This window comes from Qipengyuania gaetbuli (assembly GCF_009827315.1).
Classification (GTDB): domain Bacteria; phylum Pseudomonadota; class Alphaproteobacteria; order Sphingomonadales; family Sphingomonadaceae; genus Qipengyuania; species Qipengyuania gaetbuli.
On sequence record NZ_WTYF01000003.1, the window covers coordinates 296,699 to 310,483 of the forward strand.

Here is a 13,785-nt window from a genome sequence, read left to right on the forward strand (position 1 = left end):
GTCCGCCGATGGTCCTGCGTAGTTCGTCGATGCTCGCCGCCGCTCTTGCCCTCGCTGCCTGCGGGAGCGATGCCGATACGGCCGAGCGCGCGCCCGAAGCCGCAGCGAGCGCGGAAGCTGCCGCCCCTATCGAGGTCGCGGGGCCCGAACGGCACATCTTCGCGTTCGGCGACAGTCTTTTTGCAGGCTACGGGATCGGCCTTGAAAACAGCTATCCGGCCGATCTCGAGAGGGCCTTGCGCGAACGGGGCATCAATGCCCGGGTGACCAATGCAGCCGTATCGGGAGAGACCAGCGCTGCGGGTGCCAAACGTCTCGCATTTGCGCTCGACAACCAGCCGGTGAAACCCGACCTCGTGCTGCTGGAACTGGGCGGCAACGACATGCTGCGCGGCCTTTCGCCCGCCGAAACCCGCGCCAATTTCGAAAGCATGCTGGCCGAACTGAAGCAGCGGAACATCCCGGTCGTGCTGATGGGCATGCGTTCGCCGCCGAACTACGGCCCCGAATACCAGCAGGCCTTCGATGCGCTCTATCCCGAACTCGCCAAGCAGTATGGCGCGACGCTGATCCCCTTCTGGCTGGAGATGATCTACCAGGATCCCTCGCTGTTCCAGGACGACCGGATTCACCCGACCAACGAGGGTATCGACAAGCTGGTTGCGGCGACCGTCGAAGAAGTCGAGGCGGCGATCCCGCCTGCCGACTAGGCGCGCCGGATTTCGCCTGCGACGACGCGCCAGATTGCGGCTTCACCCGCGATGGCGTCGAAGGGGGCAAGCTCGGTCCCCGTCATCCACACCTGCGCGCCGCTGGCCGACAATTGGTCGAACAGCGCGGCACGGCGCACGGGGTCGAGGTGCGCGGCAACCTCGTCCAGCAGCAGCACGCCTGCGCGCCCTTGGGCGGCAATGGCGGCATGGGCGAGGGTGATGGCGACAAGCATAGCCTTCTGTTCGCCGGTCGAGCTTTGCGCCGCGGGCACGCGCTTGGCCGCATGGACAACTTCCAGCTCGTCCCGGTGCGGGCCCGACAGGGTGCGTTGGGCTGCGCGATCGCGGCTGCGGTTCTCGAACAGAACCTGCGACAGGCTTTCGCTGCTGTCGGCACCGCCCGGCGCATAGGTCAGGGCAGGGCGCGCAAAGGGTTCGGCAGGCATATGCGCGATGCGGGCCATGAGGGTATCGACGAGCAGGCGGCGGCCTTGGATAAGCCGCCCGCCGTGCTCGACCATCTGCGCCTCGATCGCATCGAGCCATGCGCCATCGGGCGTGCGGTCGTCCGACAGCAGCCGGTTCCGCTCGCGCAAGGCCGCCTCGTAGCGTGCCGCGTGGCTTGCATGGGCGGGATCGAGCGCGAGGGCCATGCGGTCCATGAAGCGCCGACGATCCGCAGCAGGGCCGGTAAACAGGCCGTCCATCGCCGGTGTCAGCCAGGTAAGCGCCAGCCATTCGCCGAGCGCTGTCGCCGTGCTTTCGGAACCGTTGATACGAACCCTACGCCTGCCGGGCGCATCGCTTTCGGTATAGGTGCCGAGCCGGACAGCCTCGCCGTCCTGCATCAAATCTGCCCCGACGCCGAACCCGGTCACACCTCCATGCTCCACCATCTCCGCCAGCGCGGCGCGGCGCAGGCCGCGGCCCGGGGCGAAGAGGGACAGGGCTTCGAGCACATTCGTCTTGCCCGCGCCGTTCTCCCCCACGAGCAAGTTGAAGCGCGCAGTATCGCGCAGCTCCGAGGCCGTGTGATTGCGGAAATGGGTGAGGGAAATGCGCTCGAGCATGGGCTGCGCGAGGGTTAGCGTGCGCGCCCCTTCACCGCCAGAAAAATGCCAAGTCCAACAGTTGGTGAAATTTCCCAACCTTTCGGATTGATGAACGGTCAGTCAGCTTGCTGTTAAGTCGAGAATGGCGGATTTCTGCCGTTTTTCGATTTTGGCACGCCCGTTGCAATGCTTGTCATGTCCCCCGGATGGTCCGGGAAACGACAGGAATAAAAGGGAATTACACAATGTCCGTCTTCGATTTCGACAGCAGCAAGGCCTTCGCAGCAGTCTTCGCCCTCGGCCTTTCGGCTCTGAGCATGGCCTTCGCCATCATCCCCGCAACGCCCGCTGGCCTCGTCGCCTGATCAACCTACTTCCAATGCAAGGATCGATAGAAATGTTCGACAGTGAAAACTTCGGTGGCCGCCTTTTCGCCGCTGCCGCATCGCTGATGATCTCGGCGGCATTCTTCGCCACCGCCATCGTCAACGCAACGCCGACCGGAGCCTTGGCATGAACGACCTCAAGTTCCGCGAAGACCAGCCCATCCGCGAAAGCCGCAGCTTTCGCCTGGATCGCCAGAACGGCAAGCTGATGGGTGTGTGCGCCGGCATCGGCCGCTACTTCGGGATCGACACCACGCTGGTTCGCGTCGGCTTCGTCCTGGGTACGCTGCTCGGCTTCGGCAGCTTCATCCTCGTCTACCTCGGCATCGCGCTGATTGCAGACTGACAGAGGACGCGGGGGCAATTCCGCGTCCTCAACCACCCGCCCGCCGTGCGGGTCACATGGCCGAAATGCCGCCGTCCAGCTTGAGTTCGGCCCCGGTCATGAAACGGCTCTCGTCACTGGCGAGGTAAACGACCGCGTTGGCGATATCGTTCGGCTCGCCAACGAATTTGAGCGGAATCTGCCGGGCGAGTTTTTCCAGCAGCACATCCTTGTCCAGCCCTGAATGCCGCGCCGTCCCGTCGAGGATCGGCGTGTCGACGAATGTGGGGTGGACCGAATTGCAGCGGATTTGCATCTGCTTCTTGGCGCAGTGGAGCGCGATTGATTTCGACAGCATCCACACCGCAGCCTTGGATGCATTGTAGGCCGGCATGGTGTCGCTGGCGATCAGGCCCGCGATCGAAGAAATATTGATGATCGACCCCGGCGCGTGCTCGCGCATCAGGGGCAGGGCTTTCTGGCAGCCGTGGAAGATCGAATCCACATTGACCGAGAAGCAGCGCTTCCAGTCCTCGAAATCGCAGGTCTCGATATTGCCCGCTACGCCGATCCCGGCATTGTTGACGAGCACGTTGAGCCCGCCGAGCTCCGCATCGGCCGTTTCGACCGCGCGCTCCCAATCCTCGGGATTGGTCACGTCATGCTGGATGCCATAGGCATGGCCGGCACCCATCTCCTCGACGATCTCGGCAGCGGTGGCTTGTGCCCCGTCTCCATTGATATCGGTGCACAGGACCCGCGCGCCTTCTTCCGCCAGCCGCTTGGCATGGGCCCGTCCAAGACCCTGCGCCGCCCCCGTCACCAGGGCCAGCTTGCCCGCACACCGTCCTGCCATTTTCCTATTCTCCCGTGAGTAATCCGGCGGATGCCATCAGCATGGCGATCCTTACGTCGACACCGTGACCCATCGCGCGCCAGCGGGCAACGAATTCCGCAAGCCCCGAGCGCGGAACACGATGCACGACGATATCCTCGCTATCGGTCCCGCCGCCATCGCCGACTTTCTCGAGGCCGTGCGCGCGCAGCAGGGTGAAGCTTTCGCTGACCATGCCGGGCGAGGAATAGAATTCGCCCAAATTCTCCATCCGCGCGGCGCGGTAGCCGGTTTCCTCTTCCAGTTCGCGCCCAGCGGCAGCTTCGGCACTTTCGCCGCTCTTGCCTTCGTCGTCACCGATAAGACCGGCGGGAATTTCCAGGCAGATACGCCCGAGCGGTACCCGGTATTGCGATACGAGGATGACGTGATCCTCGTCGTCGATGGCGATGATCGCGGCAGCACGGATGCCGCGGGACCGGCTGGCGTATTCCCAGCGTCCGCGGCGCTTCGTGGTTACGAACCGCCCCTGCCACATGATTTCTTCAGGCTTGTCGGCGTCCGCGTCGCGGCCCGGCACTTCGATGTTTTCGGCCATGGGCCGTCCCTATACCTCGATGAGGCGGTCGGGCAATTCGTTCAGGTCTTCATCGCCGCGCGGGAAGTGTTCGGCCAGCACGACGCCGACATCGCGCACGCCTGCCGCAAGGCCTTCGGCAATGCGGCCTTGCTTAATCTCGGCGAGCATGTCCGCCATGGCTTCGCCCCAAACCTCGGCGGGGACGATCGCGGCGATCGCTTCGTCTGCGACGATTTCGGCACGGTGTTCGCTCATCGAGAGGTAGAGGAGGACGCCGGTGCGGCCATGCGTCCGCCGTTCAGCACCGACCTTGAAATGCCTGATCGCGGCGTCGCGCACGCGCTGGCGCTTAACGGGCGGGGGAATCAGCCTGAACTTGACCGGCTGGATCAAATGCACGGCGATGACCGCGAGGAATACTACCAGGCCGAAACCGGTGAGGAGGGCAAAGGATTCGCCGAGTGTCGGTTCCGCAGCCCAGGCGCCCGCGAAGGCGATACGCAGATCGAGGAAGACGTCGGGAAAGATTGCGAAGGCGCTCATGGCGGTAAATGCCAAGGTGGCGGCCCACCATAGCGCCACGTCGGTATAGCCGTCCGACCTGTCCGCAAGGACCGGCACGATTTCCCCGGAAGTCGAGAGTTCGGCGGTTCGAACCGCCTCGGTCACGATCCGGTGCTGAGCTTCGTCGAGATATCGCATCACCAGCCCCCCGAGGCGCCGCCGCCATTGAAACCGCCGCCTCCGCCGCCGAAACCACCGAAGCCGCCACCGCCGCCTCCGCCGAAGCCGCCTCCGCCGCCCCAGCCACCGCCGCGCCCGCCGTCTTCAAGCCCGCGCACGACGGCCTTGCCGACTTCCCACAGGATGATGTCGCGGGCGGCGTCGCCCCACGGACCCCGGCTATACCGGCGCGCCTTGCGTCCGCCGCGCAGCATGGGAAGGATGAAGAAGAAGAATATGAAGGCCAGCCAGATGAACCCGCCCAGCGGGAAGCTCCCTTCGGTTTCGCGCTGGGCTTCGGATGCGGCTTCCGCTTCCGCGATCGCGGCTGCGTCGACCGGGTCCATGGCCAGGCGCTCGATGATCTGGTCTACCGCACCGTTGATCCCGCCGGGAAAATCGCCTTGCCGGAAGGCCGGGCGCATGGTGTCGCGGATGATCCGGCCTGCCGAAATGTCGGTCAACACGCCCTGAACGCCGCGCGCTGTCTTGATCGCCATCTGGCGGTCGTCACGCGCGATGTAGACGAGAACGCCTTTTTCCGACTCCGCACCGCCGATGTCCCAGTATTCGGCGAGATCGCGCGAATAGAGGTCGATATCGCGCCCGCCGGTCGTCGGTTCCGTCGCGACGACCACGGCATTGCCCGTGGCGAGATTGTATTCGGTCAGCCGTGCCGCCAGCGTCTCTTCCTCGGCTGCAGGCAGGAGGTCGGCGGCATCGTAGACGGGACCGTCGGGCCTAGCCGGGAAATCCTGCGCCAGTGCCGGCGACGCGAACGCCGCCAGCACCAGAGCAAGCAAGAGGATCAGGCGTTGCATGACGCTTGGTTCCGCAGCGATCAGTTTTCGCTGTTCGCCGGGTCCATGTCGCCGAAGTCGACCGTGGGAGCGCTCTGCGCCGCAGCATCGGCCTGGAAGGTTTCCATCGGCTCAGCGCCGTGGATGATCTTCGCGCCGATGATGTCGGGGAAGGTGCGGATCGTCGTGTTATAGCCCTGCACCGCTTCGTTGTAGCGGGTGCGGGCGTTGTCGATCCGGTTTTCCGTGCCTTCCAGCGCGACCATCAGGTCGGCAAAACGCTGCTGGCTCTGCAGTTCGGGATAGCGTTCGACGACGACCATCAAACGCGAAAGCGCGCTGCCGAGATTGCCCTGCGCCTGCTCGAAGGCGCGGAACTTCTCCGCATCGCCAAGCTCGTTGGCGTTGATCGTGGTCGAGGTGGCCTGCGCGCGCGCCTCGATCACCTGGGTGAGGATTTCCTCTTCCGAATTGGCCGCCGCACGGACGGTCGATACCAGGTTCGGGACGAGGTCGGCGCGGCGCTGGTAGGCACTCTGCACGTCGGCCCAGCGTGCCTTGGCGTTTTCTTCCGCCGTGGGGACCGAATTGATCCCGCACGCGGACACGGCCATCGCGAAGGCCGCCACCAGGGCGACACGGAAAGCGGCAAGACGTTTCATCGAAGAATCCCCTTCTGAAGACTGTTTTACATAGATAGCACGCCGTGCTGTGCATTCAAGGATTGCAGGGGCTTGAGATATGGCCGCCCAACTGGCAGAAAACTGCGGTTTTCAGCGGTTAAGCGTGGGAGGGACTGTAAATCATGCTCAAGGACTTCAAGGACTTCATTGCCAAGGGCAATGTGATCGACCTGGCCGTCGCGGTCATTATCGCAGGGGCCTTCGGCACGATCGTCGCATCGCTGACCGACGATATCATCATGCCGTTCGTGGGCGCTCTTTTCGGCGGAGCCGACTTCTCGAATTACTTCATCCTGCTGAGCACGCCGGAAGGCTACGAAGGCTCGATGACCGACTATGCCGCCCTCAAGGAAGCGGGTGCCGCCATGATCGGTTACGGCAGCTTCATCACCGCGATCATCAACTTCCTGATCCTGTCCTTCATCATCTTCCTGCTGGTGCGCTACGCCAAGAAGGTGATGGCCGAATTCGAGGAGAAGCAGGAAGAAGCGCCTGCCGGTCCGACCGAGATCGACCTACTCAAGGAAATTCGCGACGAACTGCGCGCTGCTCGACCGGATTATGCACCGGAGAAGGGCCCGATGGGCTGAACCCGAGGATGGCGGGGGTGCAGGCGCGCTCCCGCCGGTCCCGTCAGGCGGTCACTTCACATTAAGCCTCGCGTCGCTATATAGGGCCTGCCGGTTTCGGCCGGCTATGGCGATAAACTGCGCCGTGCAATAGGTACAACGGACCCGGGGGCAGTACCCGGCGGCTCCACCACAACCCGCGGAAAACACGCGGTTTCTGACGGGGCCGAACCAGGATCGACGTGTGCTGAAAGACGGTGTTTTTGCCCGGGCTGAGTAACCCGTAAAACTGTTCACAACACATAAGTGCCAACGACAACGAAGCACTCGCTCTCGCAGCGTAATCTGACGGCCTAACGGCCTGATCTTACAAAGCTAAAGCGCGGTTGGACCCACCGGGCAACAGAAGCGGATTCCGGGGCTCCGGGGGTAGCTAGCAACAGAAACCCCCACCTTCGCTCAAATGTATCGGATTATTCGCTGTCTTCGGCAGCTTCCGCAGCCTCACGCGCTTCCGTTTCGTAGCGGATGGCGTCGAGGATCTTCGCCCCGCCAAGGAAGACGGCACCGGCGGTTGCTGCGAACAGGAGATAGCCGCCAACGCCGGGATATTCCTGCGTGTAATGGGCACCGCGCGTCATGGCGCCAAGCGCAAGGCCATAGATGATCAGATACGCTTCGAAGCGCGTCTTGATCACGAACAGCCGTTTGAACTTGGTCCACATGGGGCCGGTCTACTCCTCTTGCTTAACCATCCGATCAGCAAAACCCGTGCCAGCGACGCAGGCCTGCGGGATGCAATGGTTAATGCAGCGAGGAGTGTAAGCCCGCCCGACAAAGCGAGTCCAGCGCGTTAACCCTGAAGCTTCCGCTTATGCGAGAGTGTCCAAGGATAGGACAGTCAGCAATGCCTCGCGCGCCTCGATGACCGTCTTCGCCAGCGCGTCTGTGCCGATGTCGGCGGGATCGATCTGGTCGGGCCAGGTTTCGGCGATCACCGCCTCGATCCGGTCTGCCTTCATCTCGTCGAGCATGAAGCGTGGATCGACTGTGGCGGGATCAGCCACGACGCGCAGGCGCAGGCAGGCCGGGCCGCCGCCGTTTGCCATCGACTGTTTCACATCGACCGGAATGACCTGGCGGATCGGGCCATTGGAGGCGAGCATCTTCTCGCACCAGGCCCAGACGCTGGCGCTGTCGCGGCACTCGGTCGGAACGACGAGCGCCATCTCGCCAGTCGGCAGCGTGAGAAGCTGGGCGTTGAAAAGGTAACTGCGGATCGCTTCATCGAGGCTGACGGCGCTTTCGGGCACTTCAACCACCAGCAGCGCAGGGAAAGCGGCTGCGATGGCGTCATAGGCGCCCTGGCGGTCGGCAAAGGCGCGTTCATGCGTAAACAGCACGCGCTCGTTCGCGACCGAGACCACATCATTGTGGAACGCGCCGGCCTCGATCGCTTCGGGGTTCTGCTCGATAAAGACGCATTTTGCGGGATCGAGCCCGTGCAGGCGTGCGACCGCGCGGCTGGCCTGTTCGTGTTGGCGGGCCGGGAATTTGCCGCCTTGCCGGCCATAGACGAAGACTTCCACGCCCTCGCTGCCGTGCCCTTCGCAGAAGCGCATGTGGTTCGCGGCGCCCTCGTCGCCGAATGTCGGCAGCACCGCGTCGTGGATGGCGAAATGCTCGCGGTTACCGAATGCGATGTCGAGCTGGGCCTTAGTGTCGCGCCATTCCTGCGCGCGGTGCGCCATGGTCACGAGATTGGCAGGCGTCAGGTGGCAGCGCCCGTCGGCCGTGTCGGGTGCGGGGCTGACAGTCGCCGCATTGGCCGTCCACATGCTCGATGCCGACCATGCCGCAGCAAGCAACTGGCGCGGTGCCGATGCGTCGATCGCGAGATCGCGGATCAGGCCGAAGTTGGGGCGGGGCAGAGGCAGGAAAAAGCCCTGCGCAAGGCCGCGCTCCATGTTGCCGCGCATCTTGGCGACACCCTGCAGTGCCGCGGCGCGCGGATAGGAAATGTCTCCGCCGTGGCTGGCGCTGGCGATATTGCCGAGGCTGAGGCCCGCGTAATTGTGCGAGGGGCCGACGATGCCGTCGAAATTGATCTCGACCAGGCTCATCGTGCCACGCTCCATACTTCGTCGCCAATGCCGACGCCGAGTGTTTCGGCGGCATTTGCATCGATCGAGATGCTCCCGTCCTCGCCGAATTCGCGCAGGCCGTAGCAGCAGCGGAATGCGTCGAGACGGCCCGTTGCAATGAGCGCCTTCTCGCCCTTTTCGAGCGTGGTGGAAGTGATCGCAGCAGCCTTGGCCTCGCGGATGCTCTTCACCTGGTCGGTGCGGGCAGTCATGGTCGGGCCGCCGTCGAAAATGTCGACGTAGCCTTCGGCAGCGAAGCCTTCGTTCTCAAGCATGCGCATGGCCGCGCGGCCGGTAGGATGCGGCACGCCGATGACCTTGCGCGCCTCGCTGTTGAGCATGGCGACGTAGACCGGGTGCTTCGGCATCAGGTCCGCGATGAACTGGTTGCCGTTGATGGCGTTGAAATAGTCCGCTTCCTGGAAGTTCATCCCGAAGAACCGGCCCGCTACGCCGTCCCAGAAGGGCGAGCCACCGCGATCGTCGATCACGCCGCGCAGTTCGGCAAGGATCCGGTCGGCAAAGCGCTTGCGGTGCATGGCAACGAAGAGATAGCGGCTGCGGGCCAGCAGCAGGCCGAGGCCGCCCGCGCGCGCTGCCGGGTGGAGGAACAGGCCTCCCACTTCGGACGAACCCTCCAGATCGGTCACGAGGCTGAGGAGTTCGGCCCGCACCGTCCGGTCGAGTTCCTGGCTGTGCTGGGTTAGCGTGTTGAGCCGGTAGGAATAGAACGGCCATTGCTGGCCGACCATGGTCATCAGCTGGCAGGTGCCGCGCACCTCGCCCGTCTCGGTGTTTTCGAGGATCAGGACGAACTGGTCGTCGCCGATCGCGTCATCCTTGCGATCGAAGGCCTTTTGCGCCCGCTCCAGCTTGCGCGTCAGGGCCGCGCGGTCGGCGGGAAGGTTGGTAAACCCGCCACCGGTCAGCTTCGCCATCTCGTAGAGATGTTCCAGGTCGCCGGGTTTCGCGGCGCGCAGGCGATAGGTCACAAATGGTCTCCGGTGGAAAGCTTCGCCAGGACGAGGGCGGACAGTGCCGCGCGCTCCCTCAGCGAGGGGACGATCAAGTATTCGTCCGGTGAATGGATGGCGCCGCCGCGCACGCCCATGGTGTCGACCACGGGCACGCCGGTGGCGGCGATATTGTTTCCGTCGCACACGCCGCCGCTCGGCTGCCAGCCGATCTGCTGGCCGAGCTGTGCCCCGCACTCCTTGACGAGATCGAACAGGGCTTGCGCCTTCGCATCGACCGGCTTGGGAGGGCGGGTGACGCCACCGTGGCGATGCACGCCGACCTCGTGCTCGACCTCGATCATGCGCAGGATGGCGCCCAGTTCGCCGTCGAAACGGTTCATGGCATCGGTCGACTTGGGCCGGATATTGAAGCGCAGGACGGCAAGGTCGGGTACGACATTGTTCGCGCTGCCACCTTCGATCTTGGCCGGATTGACGGTGATGTCTTCGGCCTCGAGCGCCTTGATCCGCAGCACGAGATCCGACGCGGCGACGATGGCATTGCGTCCTTCGTGCGGGTTGCGCCCGGCGTGGGCGGAGCGGCCGGTGATGGTGATCGAGTAATTGCCCGTACCGCCGCGCGCATGGGCCAAAGTGCCGTCGGGCAGGGCGGAGGGTTCGTAGGTCAGTGCGGCATACTTGCCCCGCGCCAGTTCCTCGATCAGTCCGCGGCTGGCGAGGCTGCCGGTTTCTTCGTCCGAGTTGATCATGACGTCGTAGCCGACGCGCGCAGCCCCCTCGGTCGTCTCGAATAGCTTGAGTGCGTGGAGGATGACGTTGAGCCCGCCCTTCATGTCGGCGGTACCGGGGCCGTTGATCGTATCGTCGTCGAGCCAGCGGACTTCCTGGAACGAATGGTCGACCGGAAACACAGTGTCCATGTGGCCGGTCAGGACGAAACGGCGCTCCGCCTCGGGCCGGACGCGCAGCACCATGTGGCGGCCATGCGGTTTTTCGAATTCGCGCCCCTCGGCACTGATCGCCGTCACCGGGGCCGGATCGACCAACTCCACCTCTCCGGGCAGCACGCTGAAAGCGTCGGCGAGCACGCCTGCCATCCGGTCGAGACCTGCGATATTGGCAGTGCCGGTATTGATCGCAGCCCAGTCCTGCACCTCGCGCAGCATGGTGTCGCCATCGACGGCGTCCAGAAGGGATTGCGGGGCAAAATCCGGTTTCATCGGCAACGTCCTTAGTCGGGCTATTTCCAGTGTCCACCCCGCGGCTTGCATTCGTCAACCGCTGGCGGCATAGGTCACCTCGCTCCTCCCCGGGTCCACATTGCCGCTACGCATACCCAAGGGAGTTCCATGACAGAATACGTGACGCGCGCCGGTATCGAAATCGACCCGGCGCTGGCCACCTTCATCGAAACCGATGTCCTTGCCCCGCTCGGGCGGGATGCAGGCGCTTTCTGGCAGGGTTTTGCCGCGCTGCTCGGCGAATTCGCGCCCCGCAACCGCGCGCTGCTGGCAAAGCGCGACGATTTGCAGGCGAAGATCGATACGTGGCACGCGGACCGTGCCGGCCAGAAAGTCGACCAGGCCGAATACCAGGTCTTCCTGCGCGAGATCGGCTACCTCGTCCCCGAACCGGGCGAGTTCACCATCGGTACGCAGAACGTAGATCCCGAAATCGCCACCATGGCAGGGCCGCAGCTGGTCGTGCCGATCCTCAACGCGCGCTTCCTGCTCAATGCCGCGAATGCACGCTGGGGCAGCCTCTACGATGCCTTCTACGGCACCGATGTGCTCGACGCGCCGCCTGCCAAACCGGGCGGCTATGACGAGGAACGCGGCGCGGCGGTGATCGCTGCCGGACGCAGCTTCCTCGACGAAGCGCTGCCGCTGGTCGACCAGAGCTGGACCGACCTCGCCAACGAGCACGACGGCAAGCTCAGGGACGAAAGCCAATGGGTCGGGCACACCGATAAGGGCCTGCTGTTCCGCAGCAACGGTCTTCACATCGAGGTCCAGTTCGACCGTGACCACCCGGTCGGCAGGACCGACAAGGCAGGCATTTACGACATCGTCCTTGAAGCTGCGCTGACCACCATCGCGGACTGCGAGGATTCGGTCGCGGCGGTCGATGCCGAGGACAAGCTCGTCGCATATACCAACTGGCTCGGCATCATTCGCGGCGACCTGTCTGAAAGCTTCGAGAAGGGTGGCCGGACGCTCACGCGCATGCTGGCGGGCGACAAGACCTACACAGGGCCGGACGGCGAGGAGCGTAAGCTACCCGGTCGCAGCCTCATGTTCGTGCGCAACGTCGGCCATTTGATGACCAATCCGGCGATGCGCTGGGGCGGCATGGAAATTCCCGAGGGCATCATGGATGCTGTCGTCACCAGCGCCATCGGCGCGCACGATGTCGAAGGGCTGGGCAAGTATGGCAACAGCCGCTGCGGCTCGATCTACATCGTGAAGCCCAAGATGCACGGGCCGGAGGAATGCGGTTTTACCGACGACCTGTTCGACGCGGTCGAGGACCTGCTCGGCCTGCCGCGCCACACGATCAAGGTCGGGGTGATGGACGAGGAACGCCGCACTTCGGCCAACCTCGCCGCCTGCATCCATGCGGTGAAAGACCGCATCGTATTCATCAACACCGGCTTCCTCGACCGCACCGGCGACGAGATTCACACATCGATGCGTGCCGGACCTATGATGCGCAAGGGCGAGATGAAGTCCTCCGCCTGGCTCAAGGCATATGAAGCGCGCAATGTCGGTATCGGCCTGCGTCACGGCCTGTCGGGCCGCGCGCAGATCGGCAAGGGCATGTGGGCCGCGCCCGACCTCATGGGGCAGATGATGATCGAGAAGATCGGCCATCTGCGCGCCGGTGCCAACACCGCCTGGGTGCCGAGTCCAACTGCAGCGACGCTTCACGCGATCCATTACCACCGCGAGGACGTGTTCGCGATCCAGCAAGGGCTGGGCGATGTGCCGGGTCTCGACGATTTGCTCACCATTCCGCTGGCAGAGGGCACCAATTGGTCCGAGGCGGAAATCCGCGAGGAACTGGACAACAATTGCCAGGGCCTGCTCGGCTATGTCGTGCGCTGGATCGACCAGGGCGTGGGCTGTTCGAAGGTGCCCGACATCAACGACGTCGGCCTGATGGAAGACCGCGCGACGCTGCGCATTTCCAGCCAGCACATCGCCAACTGGCTGCTTCACGGAGTCATCTCGGAAGCGCAGGTGATGGACAGCCTGCGCCGCATGGCCGCCAAGGTTGACGAACAGAACGCAGGCGATCCGTTCTACGAGCCGCTGCTGCAGAACGAGGACGGTCCGGCCTTCAGTGCGGCGAGGGACCTTATCTTCAAGGGCGTCGAACAGCCGAGCGGCTATACCGAGCCGCTTCTCCACGCTTGGCGCAGGGAGAAAAAGGCGCGATAACAGGCGCCTGAGAGGAGGGGCGCCGTGGGGGACATGCTCGAAAGCATCTACATGACCGTGGTGAGCACGGTCAGCCTCGTCGGCATGTTCTTCCTCCTCTATCTCATCATGCGGGCGACCACCTCGCGCTGGCGGGAGTTCGAAGCGCTCTATCCTGCACGTGATGCCGCCAAGCCGGTCTTCACCGAAAAGGCGGGCGCCATCCGTATCGCGCAGCCGGGGTTCCGCTTCGGTCACCTGTCGGTCGATCTGAAGTCGCGCGTCTACCCGCCCGTGACCTTCGACCTCTATAGCGACGGCTTGGCGCTGTCGGTGATGCCGCCCTTCAAATACGGTTGCCGCGACCTGTTCCTGCCGCTTGCGAAGATGACGGTCGAACCCGCCCCGTGGACCATCGGCAAGGGCGACTACGGCCTGCGGATGGAAGGTGTCGAAGGCATCGAGATACAGGTCTACAGCACCACCATCGCCGCGCTGGCAGAGCATTCGAAAGTGCTCCGCCTGATGGTGAAAAGGGCGGACCTGCTGCGCGAGCAGCGCGATACTTGATGCCGG

17 protein-coding genes and 1 other RNA gene are annotated in these 13,785 nt (G+C 64.1%); 8 read left to right on the forward strand and 10 right to left on the reverse strand.

Going from position 1 to position 13,785, the window contains the following annotated elements:
• Positions 1 to 8 precede the first annotated feature (8 nt).
• Positions 9 to 710, forward strand: a complete 702-nt coding sequence (locus GRI42_RS01585) for an arylesterase (protein ID WP_234033758.1) — start codon at positions 9 to 11, stop codon at positions 708 to 710.
• Here the strand turns inward: GRI42_RS01585 and recF are convergent.
• The gene (recF, locus tag GRI42_RS01590; RefSeq protein WP_160606312.1) at positions 707 to 1,783 is read right to left on the reverse strand and encodes a DNA replication/repair protein RecF; all 1,077 of its coding nucleotides are present in this window, start codon (positions 1,781 to 1,783) and stop codon (positions 707 to 709) included. The two genes, GRI42_RS01585 and recF, sit on opposite strands and share 4 nt — an antisense overlap.
• A 227-nt stretch (positions 1,784 to 2,010) precedes the next feature.
• Between recF and GRI42_RS01595 the strand changes: the two genes are divergently transcribed.
• Genes GRI42_RS01595 through GRI42_RS01605 form a run of 3 tightly spaced genes read left to right on the forward strand, consistent with a single transcriptional unit; the run spans position 2,011 to position 2,497 of the window.
• Positions 2,011 to 2,130, forward strand: coding sequence for a recombination protein F (locus tag GRI42_RS01595; protein ID WP_160606313.1), 120 nt, complete (start codon positions 2,011 to 2,013; stop codon positions 2,128 to 2,130).
• A gap of 32 nt (positions 2,131 to 2,162) precedes the next feature.
• Positions 2,163 to 2,282 carry a recombination protein F gene (locus tag GRI42_RS01600; protein ID WP_160606314.1) on the forward strand — a complete coding sequence of 40 codons (120 nt, stop codon included), beginning with the start codon at positions 2,163 to 2,165 and terminating at the stop codon, positions 2,280 to 2,282.
• Positions 2,279 to 2,497: a PspC domain-containing protein gene (locus tag GRI42_RS01605; RefSeq protein ID WP_160606315.1), complete on the forward strand. Its 219-nt coding sequence runs from the start codon at positions 2,279 to 2,281 to the stop codon at positions 2,495 to 2,497. The genes GRI42_RS01600 and GRI42_RS01605 overlap by 4 nt, the downstream gene beginning before the upstream one ends.
• 52 nt (positions 2,498 to 2,549) lie before the next feature.
• On the opposite strand, the gene GRI42_RS01610 is transcribed toward GRI42_RS01605, so the two are convergent.
• From GRI42_RS01610 to GRI42_RS01630, 5 genes are read right to left on the reverse strand one after another with little or no spacing between them, the layout of a single operon-like run.
• Entirely contained in the window at positions 2,550 to 3,332 is a 783-nt protein-coding gene (locus tag GRI42_RS01610; RefSeq protein ID WP_160606316.1) for an SDR family oxidoreductase, read from the reverse strand.
• A 4-nt stretch (positions 3,333 to 3,336) separates the two neighbouring features.
• The gene (locus GRI42_RS01615; protein WP_160606317.1) at positions 3,337 to 3,909 is read right to left on the reverse strand and encodes an NUDIX hydrolase; all 573 of its coding nucleotides are present in this window, start codon (positions 3,907 to 3,909) and stop codon (positions 3,337 to 3,339) included.
• Positions 3,910 to 3,918: 9 nt separating this feature from the next.
• Complete coding sequence (locus tag GRI42_RS01620; protein WP_160606318.1) at positions 3,919 to 4,593, reverse strand: TPM domain-containing protein; 675 nt, start codon at positions 4,591 to 4,593, stop codon at positions 3,919 to 3,921.
• Positions 4,593 to 5,435 carry a TPM domain-containing protein gene (locus GRI42_RS01625; protein WP_160606319.1) on the reverse strand — a complete coding sequence of 281 codons (843 nt, stop codon included), beginning with the start codon at positions 5,433 to 5,435 and terminating at the stop codon, positions 4,593 to 4,595. Before GRI42_RS01625 ends, GRI42_RS01620 begins: the two co-directional genes overlap by 1 nt.
• A 20-nt stretch (positions 5,436 to 5,455) precedes the next feature.
• Entirely contained in the window at positions 5,456 to 6,076 is a 621-nt protein-coding gene (locus GRI42_RS01630) for a LemA family protein (protein ID WP_160606320.1), read from the reverse strand.
• A 143-nt stretch (positions 6,077 to 6,219) separates the two neighbouring features.
• Here GRI42_RS01630 and mscL point away from each other — a divergent pair, with 143 nt between their 5' ends.
• Both mscL and ssrA read left to right on the forward strand, forming a co-directional pair.
• Complete coding sequence (gene mscL / locus GRI42_RS01635) at positions 6,220 to 6,687, forward strand: large conductance mechanosensitive channel protein MscL (protein WP_160606321.1); 468 nt, start codon at positions 6,220 to 6,222, stop codon at positions 6,685 to 6,687.
• A 51-nt stretch (positions 6,688 to 6,738) separates the two neighbouring features.
• Positions 6,739 to 7,083, forward strand: a transfer-messenger RNA (tmRNA) gene (gene ssrA, locus GRI42_RS01640).
• A gap of 56 nt (positions 7,084 to 7,139) precedes the next feature.
• Here the strand turns inward: ssrA and GRI42_RS01645 are convergent.
• From GRI42_RS01645 to GRI42_RS01660, 4 genes are all read right to left on the reverse strand, one after another.
• Complete coding sequence (locus GRI42_RS01645; RefSeq protein WP_160606322.1) at positions 7,140 to 7,391, reverse strand: hypothetical protein; 252 nt, start codon at positions 7,389 to 7,391, stop codon at positions 7,140 to 7,142.
• Between the two features lie 147 nt (positions 7,392 to 7,538).
• Positions 7,539 to 8,789, reverse strand: coding sequence for an N-succinylarginine dihydrolase (locus tag GRI42_RS01650; RefSeq protein ID WP_160606323.1), 1,251 nt, complete (start codon positions 8,787 to 8,789; stop codon positions 7,539 to 7,541).
• Positions 8,786 to 9,802, reverse strand: a complete 1,017-nt coding sequence (locus GRI42_RS01655; RefSeq protein ID WP_160606324.1) for an arginine N-succinyltransferase — start codon at positions 9,800 to 9,802, stop codon at positions 8,786 to 8,788. The genes GRI42_RS01650 and GRI42_RS01655 overlap by 4 nt, the downstream gene beginning before the upstream one ends.
• Positions 9,799 to 11,007, reverse strand: coding sequence for a hydrolase (locus GRI42_RS01660; protein ID WP_160606325.1), 1,209 nt, complete (start codon positions 11,005 to 11,007; stop codon positions 9,799 to 9,801). The genes GRI42_RS01655 and GRI42_RS01660 overlap by 4 nt, the downstream gene beginning before the upstream one ends.
• A gap of 129 nt (positions 11,008 to 11,136) precedes the next feature.
• Between GRI42_RS01660 and GRI42_RS01665 the strand changes: the two genes are divergently transcribed.
• Positions 11,137 to 13,230 carry a malate synthase G gene (locus GRI42_RS01665; RefSeq protein ID WP_160606326.1) on the forward strand — a complete coding sequence of 698 codons (2,094 nt, stop codon included), beginning with the start codon at positions 11,137 to 11,139 and terminating at the stop codon, positions 13,228 to 13,230.
• Between the two features lie 24 nt (positions 13,231 to 13,254).
• Positions 13,255 to 13,779 carry a hypothetical protein gene (locus GRI42_RS01670; RefSeq protein WP_160606327.1) on the forward strand — a complete coding sequence of 175 codons (525 nt, stop codon included), beginning with the start codon at positions 13,255 to 13,257 and terminating at the stop codon, positions 13,777 to 13,779.
• The last annotated feature ends 6 nt before the right edge of the window (positions 13,780 to 13,785 follow it).